We start from the raw sequence: 15,915 nt of genomic DNA, 5'->3' as shown, positions 1-15,915 counted from the left end.
ATCTGAAATGGCTTCACACGATCATTTCTAATGCGAAGGCTTTTATTGGTGGAACTTATCACGGCCTAGACTCAAAGCATCTGCAATCCTATCTTGATGAGTTTTGTTATCGGTTTAACCGCCGCGAGATCAAGAGTGAATTATTTAATCGGCTGGTTCATTGTTGCCTTTCAACTACGACGATTACCTATCCTGAGCTAGTTGGATAATCAAATTTGCTTTTATCTTCTTGAAGGAAAGTATTGGATGGCATGGTTACATCGGTGTATCACTCATTATTATGGGCGTTTTTATAGCGAATCACAGCACTCATCGATTAAGGAATCACAGCGCTCATCAATTAAGCTAGACGAGTACGATGGTGAAAAAATTATGACTGGAGCAGGCGCCGCGGCGACCTGCTCCTAATCGTTGAAGTAACTAGGAGGATAATTCCAATATGTGATAATATGGAAAAACTAGACTTCAATGAAGAAAGAGGTAAGCTCGGTTGAAATATATCGAAATAGGTTTAGGAAATACTTGGATAGTACGAACGGAATCAGAATTTAATGATGGGTCTGAAATTAAGCGAAAATGAAACTCACTATTGTAACTGAACTGACGAAGAGCAATGGTCTAATGGAACTGCGGCCAATCTGGGAATTATTTTTTGTCCTAGTTCGCCGCTGTTTCCTATCCGTCATAATGCTGGGTCTCTCTCAGTTTTTCTTCTTTTCTCAATAATAAGAGGGAGCAGCAAAAACGCACCTATAATAATCAAACCACCGCTCACCACATATACCGCCAGCAGGGAAAACGTATCCTTCAGATAGCCGGATATGAACATGCCAATCACCATCATCCCCATAAAAACAGGCATAATCGCTCCGGATACTCGGCCAATAAATGCCCCTTCCGTGTTCCGTACAATAAGCGTCTGGATTCCGCCTTGAATACAAGGATAAAACAATCCGCTGATCACCAAAAGGACAATTGTCAGCCAAATCATCGTAGACGCGCCTATTCCAATCGTACAAACGGCGGTGACAAGCAAGCCTATCATGAGCAACAGCTGCGGCTTCACCTTTTTGGCTATCCCCATTATGGCAACTCCGCCTGCCAACATGGCTGCCCCATTGGTCATAACCAACCACTGCAGAAATTGTTTGTTCTGTCCCAATTGCTCGATGACAAGGAAGAACTGAAGCGGCTGAGTAATTCCCGATGCCAATCCGACAACCGCGAAAGTCAAGCTGAGTGTTCTTAAAGATTGATTGGACCTGATATAGCGCAGTCCGGCCGCCAACTCCTTTATGAAGCCGCCGGCATCGCCAGACTTCGATTCCTCCGCGTCATGGGGAAGGGACGATAATACAAGTGCAGACCCAAGGAACAGAACTGCCGTCAGGACGAGAGAAACTTTAATTCCAAACTGTAAGAAAATAAACGTTCCGATGACCGGACCCAAAACCATAAAGACAGCGACGAGAGTTTGGGACATCGCCATCACGCTCTGCAGTTGTTCGCCTAGCACATGCCGCTTATACAGTTTCATGGCCGAAGGCTGAGAAAATTGAGACAGGCTGGCGGAAACAAACGATCCGATGAGAAGTGCAATCCATCCGTCGTTCATGAGGGCAAGCAGCACAGCCGCAACAGACAAGGAAGACAGCAGATCGCTCCATACCATTGTCCGCTTCGGCCGCCATCGGTCGGCAAAGGTCCCGCCGATGAGGGCGAATAGAAAGATTGGAGCGAATTCTGCAACCGAAATAAGTGATACATAAACCGGATTATTATTCGTCAAATCGGTAACATAAAGAAGTACGGCATAATTCCGGATCCAAATTCCCAGCTGCAGCAGCACCCGGGAGAGGATAATAGTTCGAACATAACGATTGGAAAACATTTTTAATACCCCATATCCTTTAATATTTTTGATAACGTGCCTTGACCATGTTTCTCCCGGTATCCCCATAGCCTGGCAGAAATATCGACCATTCCTCTAACGTTCCATTGGGCTCCTAAAGAAAGGCCTTTTGCTCCGTGTTTTGGGAGAATCGGTCGTTACTGCTTATAGGTTTCTGACACGACACCAGGCTTATGCTTTAAAGTAGTGGTATTTTCATTTTCTTTCCCTCTTTTCATTTACTAAATTACTAATTTACTAAATAACTGTTTCAGTTTAACTTGGATTTCAACGTTAGTCAATCCATTTTTTGTGAAATCTACAAGCATCAAGGAGGGCAATCGGATTCTTGAGGTTGGAGGTGCCTCAGGGGTACGTGTAGGCTGTAATGTTAGAAACATGGAGGTATGATTCGCGATCAGCAGACATGCAGGTAACGTTGAGGGGTAACGAACAAGACTATCGCAACGGCTGACAGGATAGTTGCATTGTTTCGGCGCTGTTCCAGCAATGTAGGGAGATAGGAACGGCAACACAAATAAACCCTGAAGTCCAAACCGGACTTCAGGGTTCGTTTTTTTTATCTGGAGTCCCTAGGACTGCCATTGTCGTAAGACTTAGCCTGATGCTCCGTGAATACGGCCATATATTTGACCTGCTGGGAGATAGGGATAACGAGATGCTCTTCCAAGGAGTTGAAGTAAATGCCGTCACCGGGATTCAATGTTGTCAGCAAGAAAACCCGGAATTCAACCGATTCCGGGTTTTCTCTTTTTTTACCGGCCTGCATCCGGAGCTTCTTCCTTCTCCTCCGGCACATCATATTTGTTGATATGGGCCACGATGGCTTCTACCGCTTCGCCCGCGTTCGTAGAGGCCGGCACTTCCTTGACTTCGTCCTCCGTCGCGTCCAGGAAGTTCTGCTGATCGGCGCGGATGGCATCCAGGCTGTTGCTCATTTTTCATACCTCCTTCTTTGGTTTGTTCTTCCATCATACCGATGCTAGCTTGTGTAAATTTAAATGATTTATTCAAAATGCTGGAACTTTTTGCGCAGCGGTAATGAATATTGAAAGCGTTTTTTGCAAATAAGAAAATATTGACAAATCACCCGAAAGTAGTATACATTTGTATACATATGAAATTACGTATACGTTTGTATACAATCTAGGGAGGAGAGTAAAGATGCGCGAAGGAAGACATGGACATAGAGGGCATCACGGTCAAAAAGGGCACTGGGAGCACCGAGGTCATGAGCATGATGATAAATGCGGAATGAAGGATTGTTCCGAGCAGCGTATCCAAAGTGCTCAAACCTTTCGCCGAGGCAGGGCTATCGCATTTCTGGAGAGACTGAATGTAAAGCGTTCGACCTTAATGCAGCAGCTGAATCAGCCTGAATACGAGTCCATTAAGCAAGTCATAAGCGGTGAATTAAAAGCGGTCGATACGATCATCCAAGAGTTTATCCATACGTTTGAACTTCGTGAAGTACCTTTTGAATGCGATAATAAAAGTGATGGGGAGGATGTAAAATATGGCAACAATTGATGTGATTAGAACCCGGAGAAATATTAAAGATTTTAAGCCGGATCCGATTTATCGCGATGAATTGATGTCTTGGCTGGAGGCTGCAAGTTATGCGCCCAATCATCGTTTGAACGAACCGTGGGAGCTCCTGTTTATCGGACCGGATACAAGAGCGAAATTAAATCATAAAGCGGACTTTGGCGGTGCGCCTGTCGTTCTTGCGGTATTGTCCAAACATGCTCCGACTGAGTTCGAACGTGACGAGAATGTCATTGCTGCCTCTTGCTTCGTACAGAATTTCTTATTGGCCGCTCATGAAGCAGGCGCCGGTGTAAGATGGACATCTTTGGGCGTTTTGCCTCGCAATCGTCAAATTCTCGGTATTCCTGAAGATTACGATGTTATTGGAGTATTCGGGGTTGGATACCCGGCGGAAGTCCCGGCTGCCAAACCAAGAACGCCGATTGCTTCCAAAATCACGTATTTGTCCTAACTTACTCGCCGCGGCGATATAAAAAGACATTCGTCAATAGAGGTGAGATACTGTGTGGAAATTGAAATCGTATTTGAAGCCTTACTGGAAATCCGCTTTATTGGCGCCGATGTTGATGCTGATTGAGGTCTACATGGATTTGCTCCAGCCGAAGCTGATGGCGCATATCGTTAACGACGGTATCATGAAAGGCAATTTGAGTCTGATTCAAAATACGGGACTGCAGATGATCGGTATTGCCCTTATCGGTTTAATCGGTGGTGCAGGCTGTACGGTTTTTTCCAGCATCTCTTCCCAAAACTTCGGAGCGGATGTGAGAAATGATTTATTTCAAAAAGTGCAATCGTTATCATTTCGTCATCTGGATCAAATGAATACCGGTTCTCTCATTACCCGGTTGACGAATGACGTAATTCAAGTTCAAACGTTCGTGCAAATGATCCTGCGCGTTCTCGTCCGTTCCCCGTTGCTCGTCATTGGCAGCTTGACGATGGCGATCGTCATCAGTCTTCGATTGACGCTGATTTTAGTTTTTGCCGTTCCGGCGCTCTTCATTGTCTTATTTTTTCTGATTCGTCTTTCCTATCCGCTCTTCGCCAAAGTCCAAACTAGATTGGATCGCGTAAACACAGTGCTCCAAGAAAATTTGTCCGGGATCCGGGTTGTTAAAGCGTTTGTCCGGTCAGAGTACGAGCGTAGAAGGTTTGCTCACGCTAACCGTGATACTACGGAAAACGCTGTCAAAGCCGGTAGGATCGTTGCATTAAATATGCCGATCATGATGCTGATCATGAATGTCAGCATCGTAGCCGTACTGTGGTACGGAGGATTACAGTCGTGGAACGGAAGCCTTTCTATCGGCGATCTAATTGCATTTATCAACTATGTGATACAATTGCTCTTTGCCATGCTCATGCTCGGAAATATGCTGTCCTTCGTTTCCCGCGCCCAGGCATCCGCAGAAAGGGTTAATGAAGTGTTCGTCTTGGAATCCGAGATCAATGATTTGAAGAAGCTTAAGCAGGAAGACGCCTTCCACTCGGGAGAGTTGATCTTTGAGAACGTTTCTTTTGCCTACGATAACGTACAAAAGGATTTTGTATTGCAAGATATAAGCTTCCGGGCCGAGCCCGGCCAGACAATCGCGATCTTGGGCGCTACCGGGGCGGGAAAATCTTCTCTGGTCAATTTAATACCACGCTTTTACGATACGACAAGCGGCACATTGACGGAACCGACGTAAGAGAGATCCCGCTAGACCTTCTTCGAAGCCGAATCGGTATCGTGCTACAGCAATCGATATTGTTTAGCGGAAATATCCGGGACAACATCCGTTTCGGGTATCCTGATGCCGTTCAGGAAGAAGTGGAGGCTGCAGCCAAAGCGGCCGAGGCTCATTCCTTCATCAAGATCTCGGAACGGAATCGCGAATCCAGAGGTCGCTTAAAAATCTGATGAAGCAAAGTACTAACCTTATCATCGCTCAGCGCATCTCATCGGTCATTGATGCGGATAAAATCCTTGTTCTTGATCAAGGAAGAATTGCAGCTGAAGGAACGCACGATGAGCTTCTTCGGAGCAGTCTGATCTATCAAGATATTTATCGCTCTCAATGGAAGGGTGAGGATCTATCCTATGTCAGAGCACGTTAACCGAACTCAGCTCGATTCCTTGAAGGTGCAGGGCCCCCCGATTGGCGGACCCGGCAGGTTCATAGGTCCTAAGGTACGGCTTAAAAATACTTACGCAACCGTAAGAAGACTATGGGGCTATTTAGTCAGGCAGCGTACCGGTTTGTTAATCGTCACTTTTGTCACCCTGCTAAGCTCCATCATTGGGCTCGTCGGTCCTTATCTCATGGGAAGAGCCGTCGATGCCTATATCATTCCGAAAAATGTTGCCGGTCTTGTATGGTTATGCTTATTCATGCTTGGCTTCTATTTGCTGGGCAGCATGTTTACTTGTCTTCAAAACTACGTAATGGCGGGTGTAGCCGGGCGGACGGTGCAGGAAATGCGGCATGACATATTTGATAAATTTCAACAGCTGCCGCTCCATTTTTTCGATAGCCGTCCCCATGGGGAGCTGATGAGCCGAGCTACGAATGATATCGAAAATGTATCCAATTCCTTGAATCAAAGTGTTATCCAACTGCTGACCAGTATCATTACGCTTACCGGTTCGCTCGTTATGATGCTGCGCTTGAACTTGTTTCTAACGGTTGTCAGCTTGGTAAGTATTCCGCTTCTCTTGGTTGCAACCAGGAAGATTTCGGGCCTGACCCGAAATTACTTTAAGGGACAGCAGCAAGCGCTCGGAGAGTTGAACGGATTTATTGAAGAGACCGTCAGCGGCCAGAAAGTCGTAAAAGCGTTTCGCCGCGAAGCCGTGGCCGTCAAACAATTTCAAGAGATTAATAATAAACTGAATCGGGCCGGAGTCCAAGCGCAAATCGTATCAGGCATGGTGGGCCCGGTCATGAACTTTTTCAATAACCTGAGCTTTGCGTTCATCGCAGCCGTAGGGGGCTGGATGGTGTTTCATGATTGGACGACGATAGGGGTTATCGTCAGCTTCTTAAATTATTCGAAACAATTTAACCGGCCGATCAATGAATTGGCAAATCAATATAATATGATTCAGTCCGCCGTTGCCGGTGCCGAGCGTGTTTTTGAAATTTTGGATATGGACTCGGAATATAAATCGGATGAGGAGCGAGCTTTCCGAGAAGTGAGAGGCGAAGTCATCTTTCATGAGGTTTCCTTTAGCTATACAACGGAGTCGCCTATTTTGAAGCAAGTCTCCTTTACGGCAAACCCTGGCGATAAGATTGCGTTGGTCGGGCCAACGGGGGCAGGCAAAACAACCATTGTGAACATGTTAACCCGTTTTTATGAAATTGATGAAGGCGCCATAACGATCGATGGCCTCGATATCCGGCGTATGGGGAAGAACCGCTTGCGCAGCAAGCTTGGAATGGTTCTCCAGGACGCATACGTTTTCGCCGGCAGTATTCGCGAGAACATCCGATACGGCCGTCCGGACGCAACGGACGAAGAAGTCGATGCTGCGACTAAGCTGGCCAATGCGGATGGTTTTATCAACAGGCTGCCCCATGGCTATGATACTGTCTTGACTGCGGAAGGAAGCAATTTGAGCCAAGGACAGCGTCAGCTGCTTACCATCGCCCGGACGATATTGGCCGACCCCGCCATTCTCATTCTGGATGAAGCAACGAGCAGTGTCGATACACGAACGGAAATGCACATACAGGAAGCGATGAAAAGCCTGATGAAAGGCCGCACGAGCTTCGTAATTGCCCACCGTTTAAGCACCATTCAAGACGCCGATATGATCGTCGTGCTAAGCGGAGGGGAAATCGTTGAAAAAGGGACGCATCGCCAGCTTTTGGAGGCCCAAGGCTTCTATTATGAATTGTATATAAGCCAGTTTCAAAGAGCAGTGTAGGGATTAACACATTAAACTAAAATGAGGAACGATAGTGTTTCACTCAGCTAATTAATTCTTGATTTGAAGTGAATGCCACTTTATAATTAATGCTTTGTTGATTGCTATAACAATAAGTGGAGAGGATGTGTTAGTGTGTGCAATATCGGATTAATTGGTGATTATGATAAGGAAGTCGTGGCACATGCGGCTATACCTCGGGCAATCCAATTAGTAGCAGATGACCTGGGTGTGCATATCAATTTCGAATGGGTTTCAACACCTTCGTTGGATCAAGATTTCGAACAGAAGCTATCCAAGTATCATGCACTTTGGGTAGTTCCTGCCAGTCCTTACCGCAGCATGCAAGGGGCCCTCAATGGAATCCGGTTTGCTCGCGAACATCGGATTCCTTTATTAGGTACGTGCGGTGGTTTTCAGCACATGATAATTGAGTTTGCAAGGAATGTGATGGGGCTTGCTGAAGCGGATCATGCTGAGGAAAATCCTTCCGCTTCTTTGATATTAGTTGCTCCTCTCACATGCTCGGTTAGTGAAAAGATGCATACTTTTAAGCTGACCCCCGGTTCAAAAGTAATAGATATTTATGGAACACATGAGATTATTGAACAGTATGGGATTTGTAATTACGGCTTGAACTCTGAATTTCGCCCTATGTTAGAAAAAGCAGGCTTGCGCGTTGCTGGAGTAGACCTTGATGGTGAAGTTCGTATTATGGAGCTTGATCAGCATCCTTTCTTTATTGGGACGTTATTTCAACCAGAACGTTCAGCATTGAAAAATATCATTCATCCATTGATCAAAGCCTTCCTTCATAAAGCCAACAAGTGTAGCTCTGCATAATGATAGTTCACCTTAGATGGCATATATGTCTGTTGTCGGCCTTGGTTCCGCCCTGATTCTGTGGGGCACCGGCACGGCAATATGGCTGATGGGTAAAAGATTACTGATTTCAACAGACCATTAACGAAAAGGGAGATTTTGTTTATTAAGCTAAAATGGAATGTCCATAAACGGGAGGAACTTTGTGCCGAAAGCTGCTGCTACCTGATCAATAAAGCCACTGCAAGGGGTATGGGATGATTGGGGTTTGGGCTGATTTAGGCTTTAGTTACGGAGTGTGTTCCAAATGTTCTCTGCGCTTTCATCATCCCAAATGATTACCCAATACTCCTTGATACCGGCACGCTTAAGTACTGCTGTACGTCGATTACCATCACGGACAGATAGTGCGCCATTAATATGTTGTAAAATTGGTGGTGGAGCATCCCAGCCATCGCGAAACATCTGTTCAAATCGGCCAACTTTATACTCCCAATGAGCCACCGAAGAGTAATACTCCATATTTGGTTCATTCTCAGGTCCGTGACAACGATGCAACCGATCAACGTCAACAAGAATTGGACCGACCCAATGTCGTTTTTGTTTCTTTAGACCTTCCGAAAATTTAGGGTTTTTACCTGCTGAATTCAAATAAAGGTGAACCCATTCCTCAATTTGTCCGTGAGTGGCAAACTGCTTTGCCTCCGAGCATGTATATTGAAGCGCTCCGATTTCCATAATTGTGTCGACCCTTCCTTGTAAATATGATGTATTACAGGATTATTGTAGCTATAGATGAAAAAAACAGAAGAGAAAGAATGGTTATAACCGAGTCCCACCTTGAAGAATGGAGCTGCCTTGATGAAAAGGTTAGTCATTATTACTGTCGGTAAAACCCATAGCGGGAAAACTACATTTGCTAAAGCTTTAGAACAACAGTTGGACAACTCACTCGTGATTGACCAAGATAACCAGGCTGAATTCATCAACACCTATTACAAAATCTTACTACCAAAACAAGGACCTAATACTGTCAAGTACGCCATCACTCAAACAATTGTAGATTATGCAGTTAATCAGACCAATTTTCATCTCATTCTTTGCAACTCAAATCGCGCTCGCAAAGGTCGTTTGGATCTGCTCGCTCGTTTTCAAAATAAAGGCTTTATCAGTATCCTCGTTTCTGAGCTAACGAAGACGATTGCACAATGACAACAGCTGCCGGTATCGACGGAAGCCTATCAATCGGATAGCTTGATAAAGACAACAGGAGCAAGCGCCTCTGCGGCGTCCTGCTCCTGTTATTGAATGGGCTAAAGTTTAAGTTTGATTTCAGTGGGTTGCTGCTGTTTTTCGGTTATGGATTGCTTGCTTAATTTGAGCATTGGTTAGCCCGGTCGTATCAATGCCAAGCTTGGCTGCACTTGCTTGAAGATTAGCCGTCTCCTTATCCTTAATCGCTTGTTGGATTTGTGCCAAAGTCAATCCGTTGGTGTTAATGCCGAGCTTGGAGGCAATGGCAGACAAGCGGGCCGTTTGATTAGCTGTCAGTTTTTCTTTAATGGCCTGCTGAATTTGAGCATTGGTGAGTCCAGTCGTATCAACGCCAAGCGTAGTTGCTTTAGCTTGAAGATTAGCTGTCTCCTTATCCTTAATCGCTTGTTGGATTTGTACCAAAGTCAATCCGTTGGTGTTAATGCCCAGCTTGGAGGCAGTGGCGGTTAAGCGGGCCGTTTGATTAGCTATCTGTTTTTCTTTAATGGCCTGCTGAATTTGAGCATTGGTTAGCCCGGTCGTATCAATGCCAAGCTTAGCTGCACTAGCTTGAAGATTAGCTGTCTCCTTATCCTTAATCGCCTGTTGGATTTGTGCAAGAGTCAAACCTGTGGTATTAATGCCGAGCTTGGAGGCAATGGCAGACAATCGGGACGTTTGATTAGCTATCAGTTTTTCTTTAATGGCCTGCTGAATTTGAGCATTGGTAAGTCCGGTCGTATCGATGCCAAGGTTAGCTGCTTTAGCTTGAAGATTAGCCGTCTCCTTATCCTTAATCGCTTGTTGGATTTGTGCATTACTCAAACCGCTGGTATTAATGCCGAGCTTGGAGGCAATGGCAGACAAGCGGGCGGTTTGATTAGCCGTCAGTTTTTCTTTAATGGCCTGCTGAATTTGAGCATTGGTAAATCCGGTCGTATCAACGCCAAGCTTAGTTGCTTTAGCTTGAAGATTAGCCGTCTCCTTATCCTTAATCGCTTGTTGGATTTGTGCCGTAGTTAATCCGTTGGTACTAATGCCGAGCTTAGAAGCAAGATTAGATAAAAGTGCTTCTTTTTTTTGAGGGATGGAAGGTGATGAAGATTGGCCGATGCTAGATTCAGCGTAAGCGGAAGTCCCGGTCAATAATAAGGCACTTACAACAGAGAGGGCAATTATTCTTTTAGTAAACATAGTTCAACTCTCCTTTTTTGGTTTGATCTTCATACTAAGCCAAACTTTTTAACAAATTATAACGAAAACCTTAATGAAGGATTAAAATGAAATTAGCCAGATATATAAATCAAAATAGCAATTCATAAGAAACGAAACATGTATTACATTTATATAATAAGCTTGTACCATTCTAAACCTCATTTTGAAAGGGTGTCTAAACTATGGGACATTTAAGGCCTTTTCTTCTATCGGAGGATACGAAATCCCGTACCGAATCAAGGAGGAAGACATATGCTGCTCAAGGATAAGAACGCCGTGATCTATGGGGCAGGAGGGAAAATCGGCAGTACGGTTGCCCGTGCTTTTGCGCGTGACGGGGCGAAAGTCTTCCTTGCTGGCTGCACACTGCCAAAGCTTGAAGCCTTGACTGAAGAAATATCCCTTGCGGGAGGAGCAGCCGAAGCGGCTCAAGTCGACGCTCTCGATCCACAGGCTATCGAGCAGCATCTCGATGCGATTGTACAGAAGACAGGCAGTATTGATATCACTTTCAACGCGATTTCGATCCGGGGAGATATGGGAACCCCGCTCATTCAGATGACAAGCGAAAACTTTACTCTTCCGATCTTGACACGCGTCAAAACGCATTTCCTTACAGCGACCGCAGCTGCACGGCATATGGTGCGGCAAAGATCCGGTGTCATCTTGACCCTCTCTTCATCCGCGGCCGGATTATCCGGGCGTGACAGCAGATTCCATTTGACCGGAGGCTTCGGAACAGCATGCGCCAGTATCGAAGCACTCTCTCGCAGCTTGGCGGGTGAGCTTGGTCCGCAGGGGATTCGTGTCGTTTGCTTGCGACCCGATGCCATTCCGGAGACTTGGACAAATGAAGGTGAAGGCAGCGAGAGTGATGTGAAGACGTACATGGAAAATGGGACCCTACTTGGACATCTCCCAACTTTGAACGAGGTTGCCAATGCAGCGGTCTTCATGGCTTCCGATCGGGCCAGCGCGATGACCGGAACCATCGCAAACCTGACCTGCGGTTCCATCATGGATTAAATTGCAAGTGCAGCCTAACATCTACTAACAGCTTATTAATCCGACCCTTTGTCATCCGACATTTGGCCGGATTTTTACATTTTCATAATGTTGCTTTTCTAAGATTGTAAACATGAAGCATAGGATAGATGGATGGAGTAGATTAGTGCAAGTGCAGGGCATTGCTAAAATATGCAGAGACGTATAACATTTATTTCAGGTGTTCGTGATGATTTTGCGAAATGAGGCGTTCAGAAATGATAGAACAAAATGTTAGGGAAATTAGGGTAACTGATTATCATGATATTTATTTGTTAAACCAAGACTTTAACCCGAATCTGCATGTATTTTCTGAAGAAAAAGTAAAAGAGAAGATTGAAATCATTACAAAGAAAACAAAAGATATCATCTTTGTTTGTGAACAAAACAACGAGGTAATAGGATATATTCATGGAAGCCCATATGAATTACTTTTTTCTGCCTCTTTAGTAAACGTCCTAGGATTCGTCGTTAAAGAAAAGTATAGAAATCAAGGTGTAGGCAGCATGTTGATCGAGCGTCTTGAACAGTGGGGAAAGAACAATGGATTTTCAGGGATTAAACTGTTATCCCACCCAAGTCGGATACATGCTCATAGGTTCTACGAACGACGTGGCTATATGTTTACAAAGGACCAAAAAAATTTTATAAAAAAGTTCAATAACGAAGAACGATAGCTGAACACTCAACTAAGACGCCGCCGCCGAAATGACCGGCAGCATCATTGCGTAAAAGGGGGGAATGGACACCCGAAATAAATTGATAGTGCTCCCAATCGTAAAGAGTAAGTAACCAGTTCATTGAATTAACGAATATGATAGTTTAATATATAAATGGCTGCCGAATGGCAGCCATTTTCTCCGCTAACAAGTAACTGCATCGACCGCGGCTTCCGCATCGGTGAGTTGCGCAGGCAGATAATAAATGTAAATAATTTCAACAAAACATTTTGTTCGGTCTTGCGTTAATTGTACGGAGGCATTTTAATCCAGAAAAGAATTAGTTAAGTTGCAGCATGAAGAAATAGGACACAGGCATAAGAAGGAGAATCAGCATGAAAAGATGGTTTTCATCCACAATGAATTGGGATCCTTTTGTTCAAAAATGTGATACTTATTTGGCGGCTAAAGTCTTGAAATGGAAGAAACGTTTGAACCCCTTAACCAATAGAATCGGTTACGGCATCTATTTTTACAAAAATATTACCATTAATCTAAATAGACTCAATAAAGAGTTATTGGAAATTGCAGAAGATTATGTTTCCCTGCCGCATCATAAGAAAACCTCATTTCCGACTTTTATTTCAGTAGCTGATGGAATTAATCCTACACCTTTTTCAAAATTACCCAATTACGTTGTTCGCCGAATTACGATGTTAGTCAGCGAATTGCCAGGATTCAAAGTACTTCAGAGTAATTTAAAGTCTTACGGATACACTTGTAAAATTCATTATAATCAAGGACGTATCTTTTTCGGTTCCTTGCAGATTTACTTTGAAAAAAATCAATACGCACCTGGGATTGTTTAAAAATAGATCTAAAAAAGAAGGTACGTGAAATTAGATTTCGTGTCTTCTTTTTTGCTTATGGGAAAAAAAGCAAGAGACAGCAGACCTTGAACCAGAGGCGTAGATAAACTATATGTAGCAAACTTGTCCAAGTACCGCTTTATTGAATATAATAGTATAAGGATCGTCATGACTTGCGTTTGCTGCAAGTTGGAATAAATAATAAGAAAGCAGGTACAGCATGGGGCGTAAGTGGAATAATATTAAAGAAAAAAAAGCATCGAAGGACGCGAGCACGAGTCGGATCTATGCCAAGTTCGGAGTCGAGATTTATGTCGCGGCGAAGAAGGGTGAACCCGATCCGGAATCCAATCAAGCTTTAAAATTTGTGCTCGAACGAGCCAAAACGTACAATGTACCGAAAGCAATCATTGACCGCGCGATTGAGAAGGCCAAAGGAAACTCGGAAGAGAGTTATTCGGAACTCCGCTATGAGGGATTCGGTACGAATGGCGCCATGATCATCGTCGATACGCTCACCAATAACGTAAACCGTACTGCCGCGGACGTACGTTCGGCCTTTAATAAAAACGGCGGAAGCATGGGAGTTAGTGGTTCCGTAACTTATATGTTCAGTCCGACGGCCGTCATCGGAATCGAAGGGAAAACATCCGACGAAGTTTTGGAGCTATTGATGGAGGCAGATTTAGACGTTCGAGATATTATTGAGGAAGAGGATTCGATTATCATCTATGCCGAACCGGAACAGCTTTATGCCGTTCAAACCGCGTTGAAGCAGAAGGGCATTACTGAATTTATCGTCGCAGAGCTGACCATGCTTGCGCAAAATTACGTAACTCTTTCGGAAGACGAGCTGGCGCAGTTTGAGAAATTGGTCGATGCTCTCGAAGATCTGGAGGATGTTCAACAGGTTTATCATAATGTGGATTTAGCTGAAGAATAAGCTTTGTGCTAACGGAAACGATAGGTCCATAAAATATATTCAGCCGGCTGCCGATTGAAATCGACAGCCTTCTTTTTTTGTCCGTAACAAAGAATTAGTTACCCTGTTCAAAGGTCAATTTCAGAGAAACATTATTTGTTATTGAGATTTCTCAGAACCTGGTCTTGTATTGTCTCTGCATCCTTTTTTGCTTGTTTTTTCTTTTTTTTATTATCAGGGTTGCCAGATGTGAACCGAGCTGCATCCATTCCGTCCATAATGTTCATAAGATCACCTCCTTTTACCTTTATAATCCATCGTAGCGATGTATTTCATGCGATTTGGAAATATATTTTGGCAACAACTTCATTTGCGAATATATTCTGTTCACTCAAACACTATATAATTAAAGGAAAAGATAGTACCGCGCTACAGCCTGTCTGTAAGGGGGGAAGAAGTGATAAACAAAATATCAGAATGGACAATCAAACACCAGATTGAGAAGAGAACCATCGAAGGGTTTTGGCTAAATTTTTATGGCTATATGGAAGAATACCGTTTTAACCAACCACACGAGGTTGCCGTGGGAACGATCGGCGATCTTTTTACTCTATTCGGAAATTAAATGCGAAATTTAACTGTGTAGCGAAAATAAACTAATGGTTGACACTTTGTTGAACTGGGTTTACCATAATAACTATTCAATAAAACAATTGAATAGTTGAGGTGTTTTTTGTGAGCTTAGAACGCAAATGGAAAGATCAACTTTATCAGGAATTTGCTCGTATCGGAAAGTGCCTGTCTAGTCCTAAACGCTTGGAGCTGATCGACTTACTTGCTCAAGGCCCCAAATCTGTAGATCAACTTGCTAAGATTACCGGAATGAGCGTTGCAAATGTATCGCAACACTTGCAAACGTTGCATGAATCCAAATTGGTTCGATTCAATAAAAAGGGTAATTATGTGATTTATGAAATTGCTGAACTATCTGTCGCTGATTTTATGGTGTCCTTACATCGTCTTAGTGAAAAGCAATTAGTGGAGATTCAGCGGCTTAAGACTGAAATTTTGCAACATCATGCGAGTATGGAACCCATAGCTTTAGAAGAGCTTATCGAAAGGATGGAAAAAGGAGAAGTTTTGTTGCTAGACGTACGACCAGAGGATGAATATGTAATGGGCCATATTCCAGGTGCTATTTCGATCCCTATTGAAGAACTAGAGAAAAAACTAGCGTCTTTACCAGTCAATATGGAAATTGTGGCGTATTGCCGAGGTCCTTATTGTCTAATGTCTGCTCAAGCGGTTGAAATCTTGAAAAGCAAAGGTATTAAAGCATCTCGTTTAGAAGAAGGCGTACATGAATGGACGCGTTATGTGGAGCATTCTAATATTTCATCTCAAGGAGATGCTTTAGTATGAAAATTGGCATCATTTTAGAAACAAAAGAACCTGAAAAAGCATGGAATGCCTTTCGTTTCGCTAATACGTCGCTAAAACGCCAGCACTCCGTCAAATTATTTCTGATGGGAGAAGCTGTTAAATGCGAAGAAATACGTGATCAAAAATTTAATGTGCATGAAGAAATGCAAAAGCTTACTGACTTAGGTGGAACTTTGTATGCCTGTGGAACTTGCCTTAAATCAAGGAAATTAGAAGAACAAACCGCTTGCCCAATCTCAACAATGAATGATTGTGTTGACCTCGTAGAATGGAGCGACAAAGTGCTGACTTTTTAAAGGCACTAC

At 43.9% G+C, this 15,915-nt stretch carries 19 protein-coding genes and 3 pseudogenes; 15 read left to right on the top strand and 7 right to left on the bottom strand.

The annotated features are described in order from the left end of the window. Both O9H85_RS32790 and O9H85_RS32785 read left to right on the top strand, forming a co-directional pair. The coding region (locus O9H85_RS32790; protein ID WP_269885576.1) for a transposase at nucleotides 1–209 on the top strand (209 nt) is incomplete at its 5' end. 281 nt (nucleotides 210–490) lie between these two features. Beyond that, nucleotides 491–580, top strand: a complete 90-nt coding sequence (locus tag O9H85_RS32785) for a DUF3977 family protein (RefSeq protein WP_269885575.1) — start codon at nucleotides 491–493, stop codon at nucleotides 578–580. 102 nt (nucleotides 581–682) lie between these two features. Here O9H85_RS32785 and O9H85_RS32780 read toward each other — a convergent pair whose 3' ends face one another. The 4 genes and pseudogenes from O9H85_RS32780 to O9H85_RS32765 form a co-directional block, all read right to left on the bottom strand. Beyond that, the gene (locus O9H85_RS32780; protein WP_269885574.1) at nucleotides 683–1,891 is read right to left on the bottom strand and encodes an MFS transporter; all 1,209 of its coding nucleotides are present in this window, start codon (nucleotides 1,889–1,891) and stop codon (nucleotides 683–685) included. A 39-nt stretch (nucleotides 1,892–1,930) separates the two neighbouring features. After that, nucleotides 1,931–2,130, bottom strand: a pseudogene (locus tag O9H85_RS32775) (DUF6530 family protein); the annotation flags it as partial. Between the two features lie 341 nt (nucleotides 2,131–2,471). After that, nucleotides 2,472–2,681: a hypothetical protein gene (locus O9H85_RS32770; protein WP_269885573.1), complete on the bottom strand. Its 210-nt coding sequence runs from the start codon at nucleotides 2,679–2,681 to the stop codon at nucleotides 2,472–2,474. Then, the gene (locus O9H85_RS32765) at nucleotides 2,668–2,850 is read right to left on the bottom strand and encodes a hypothetical protein (RefSeq protein WP_269885572.1); all 183 of its coding nucleotides are present in this window, start codon (nucleotides 2,848–2,850) and stop codon (nucleotides 2,668–2,670) included. The genes O9H85_RS32770 and O9H85_RS32765 overlap by 14 nt, the downstream gene beginning before the upstream one ends. Before the next feature lie 226 nt (nucleotides 2,851–3,076). On the opposite strand from O9H85_RS32765, the gene O9H85_RS32760 reads away from it, so the two are divergent. The 5 genes and pseudogenes from O9H85_RS32760 (at nucleotide 3,077) to O9H85_RS32740 (ending at nucleotide 8,225) form a co-directional block, all read left to right on the top strand. Further along, nucleotides 3,077–3,442, top strand: a complete 366-nt coding sequence (locus O9H85_RS32760; protein WP_409348241.1) for a hypothetical protein — start codon at nucleotides 3,077–3,079, stop codon at nucleotides 3,440–3,442. Further along, nucleotides 3,429–3,914, top strand: a complete 486-nt coding sequence (locus tag O9H85_RS32755; RefSeq protein ID WP_269885571.1) for a nitroreductase family protein — start codon at nucleotides 3,429–3,431, stop codon at nucleotides 3,912–3,914. Before O9H85_RS32760 ends, O9H85_RS32755 begins: the two co-directional genes overlap by 14 nt. A 52-nt stretch (nucleotides 3,915–3,966) precedes the next feature. Further along, nucleotides 3,967–5,566, top strand: a pseudogene (locus O9H85_RS32750) (ABC transporter ATP-binding protein). Then, entirely contained in the window at nucleotides 5,550–7,382 is a 1,833-nt protein-coding gene (locus tag O9H85_RS32745) for an ABC transporter ATP-binding protein (RefSeq protein ID WP_269885570.1), read from the top strand. The pseudogene O9H85_RS32750 and the gene O9H85_RS32745 overlap by 17 nt, the downstream one beginning before the upstream one ends. 135 nt (nucleotides 7,383–7,517) lie before the next feature. Further along, nucleotides 7,518–8,225, top strand: coding sequence for a CTP synthase C-terminal region-related (seleno)protein (locus O9H85_RS32740; protein ID WP_269885569.1), 708 nt, complete (start codon nucleotides 7,518–7,520; stop codon nucleotides 8,223–8,225). 264 nt (nucleotides 8,226–8,489) lie between these two features. Here the strand turns inward: O9H85_RS32740 and O9H85_RS32735 are convergent, their stop codons facing one another. Further along, complete coding sequence (locus O9H85_RS32735) at nucleotides 8,490–8,942, bottom strand: hypothetical protein (protein WP_269885568.1); 453 nt, start codon at nucleotides 8,940–8,942, stop codon at nucleotides 8,490–8,492. A gap of 123 nt (nucleotides 8,943–9,065) precedes the next feature. Here O9H85_RS32735 and O9H85_RS32730 point away from each other — a divergent pair. Continuing rightward, nucleotides 9,066–9,386, top strand: a pseudogene (locus O9H85_RS32730) (ATP-binding protein); the annotation flags it as partial. A gap of 150 nt (nucleotides 9,387–9,536) precedes the next feature. Here the strand turns inward: O9H85_RS32730 and O9H85_RS32725 are convergent. After that, nucleotides 9,537–10,652, bottom strand: a complete 1,116-nt coding sequence (locus O9H85_RS32725; RefSeq protein WP_269885567.1) for a hypothetical protein — start codon at nucleotides 10,650–10,652, stop codon at nucleotides 9,537–9,539. 273 nt (nucleotides 10,653–10,925) lie between these two features. Between O9H85_RS32725 and O9H85_RS32720 the strand changes: the two genes are divergently transcribed. The 4 genes from O9H85_RS32720 (at nucleotide 10,926) to O9H85_RS32705 (ending at nucleotide 14,188) form a co-directional block, all read left to right on the top strand. Next, on the top strand, nucleotides 10,926–11,699 hold the full coding sequence (locus O9H85_RS32720) for an SDR family NAD(P)-dependent oxidoreductase (RefSeq protein ID WP_269885566.1): 774 nt from the start codon (nucleotides 10,926–10,928) through the stop codon (nucleotides 11,697–11,699). Between the two features lie 236 nt (nucleotides 11,700–11,935). Then, nucleotides 11,936–12,394 (top strand): GNAT family N-acetyltransferase, encoded by a 459-nt coding sequence (locus O9H85_RS32715; protein ID WP_269885565.1) that lies wholly within the window; start codon nucleotides 11,936–11,938, stop codon nucleotides 12,392–12,394. Nucleotides 12,395–12,771: 377 nt separating this feature from the next. Continuing rightward, nucleotides 12,772–13,245, top strand: a complete 474-nt coding sequence (locus O9H85_RS32710) for a hypothetical protein (RefSeq protein ID WP_269885564.1) — start codon at nucleotides 12,772–12,774, stop codon at nucleotides 13,243–13,245. A 220-nt stretch (nucleotides 13,246–13,465) separates the two neighbouring features. Then, nucleotides 13,466–14,188: a YebC/PmpR family DNA-binding transcriptional regulator gene (locus O9H85_RS32705; RefSeq protein ID WP_269885563.1), complete on the top strand. Its 723-nt coding sequence runs from the start codon at nucleotides 13,466–13,468 to the stop codon at nucleotides 14,186–14,188. A gap of 131 nt (nucleotides 14,189–14,319) precedes the next feature. Here O9H85_RS32705 and O9H85_RS32700 read toward each other — a convergent pair whose 3' ends face one another. After that, nucleotides 14,320–14,454, bottom strand: a complete 135-nt coding sequence (locus O9H85_RS32700) for a hypothetical protein (protein WP_269885562.1) — start codon at nucleotides 14,452–14,454, stop codon at nucleotides 14,320–14,322. 170 nt (nucleotides 14,455–14,624) lie between these two features. On the opposite strand from O9H85_RS32700, the gene O9H85_RS32695 reads away from it, so the two are divergent. From O9H85_RS32695 to O9H85_RS32685, 3 genes are all read left to right on the top strand, one after another. Further along, a complete protein-coding gene (locus tag O9H85_RS32695; RefSeq protein ID WP_269885561.1) occupies nucleotides 14,625–14,792 on the top strand; it encodes a hypothetical protein in 168 nt (55 codons plus the stop codon). A gap of 110 nt (nucleotides 14,793–14,902) precedes the next feature. Beyond that, complete coding sequence (locus O9H85_RS32690) at nucleotides 14,903–15,589, top strand: ArsR/SmtB family transcription factor (protein ID WP_269885560.1); 687 nt, start codon at nucleotides 14,903–14,905, stop codon at nucleotides 15,587–15,589. Then, on the top strand, nucleotides 15,586–15,906 hold the full coding sequence (locus O9H85_RS32685) for a DsrE/DsrF/TusD sulfur relay family protein (protein ID WP_269885559.1): 321 nt from the start codon (nucleotides 15,586–15,588) through the stop codon (nucleotides 15,904–15,906). Before O9H85_RS32690 ends, O9H85_RS32685 begins: the two co-directional genes overlap by 4 nt. The last annotated feature ends 9 nt before the right edge of the window (nucleotides 15,907–15,915 follow it).

This window comes from Paenibacillus gyeongsangnamensis (assembly GCF_027533625.1).
GTDB classification, from domain to species: domain Bacteria; phylum Bacillota; class Bacilli; order Paenibacillales; family NBRC-103111; genus Paenibacillus_G; species Paenibacillus_G gyeongsangnamensis.
The sequence above is the reverse complement of the archived record's forward strand: the minus strand, read 5'-3'. Positions and strand labels throughout refer to the sequence as shown.